We start from the raw sequence: 378 nt of genomic DNA, 5'->3' as shown, positions 1-378 counted from the left end.
CTCGTCGTCCTTGGCCTCGACCTCGGGCTCGCTGTCGACGCCCGGCTGCCCGATCTCGGCAGCGAGGTCCACGTTGCTCAGGGAGGAGTACGACGTCCGTCGCCAGCCGGTGTCGACAGACCGTGTGAACGCGCGCGCCGAGAGCTCCCCCGGCGACTCGGCCACGAGCGGGGCCGTGGTCGCGGCCGGGTGGGACACCTCGGGGCTCGGGCCGCCGCGGTCGCGCCAGGCGGCGAACAGCGCGGTGACCGTGTCCTCGTCCGGCACCGACGGCGCGACGGGCACGTCGGCGCGCAGGGATCCGTCGGCGGCGGACTGCCGCATCAGCAGTCGGTGCAGCGGCGAGGCCTCGGCGTTCTTGGTCGGCGCCCACCAGGC

Annotated in this window: 1 pseudogene; it reads right to left on the bottom strand. The window is 75.4% G+C overall.

Annotated features, from left to right (window positions below):
• Positions 1–378, bottom strand: a pseudogene (locus ACOADB_RS16750) (exodeoxyribonuclease V subunit beta); the annotation flags it as partial.

Source organism: Nocardioides sp. CPCC 206348 (genome assembly GCF_048654705.1).
Lineage (GTDB): Bacteria > Actinomycetota > Actinomycetes > Propionibacteriales > Nocardioidaceae > Nocardioides.
The sequence above is the reverse complement of the archived record's forward strand: the minus strand, read 5'-3'. Positions and strand labels throughout refer to the sequence as shown.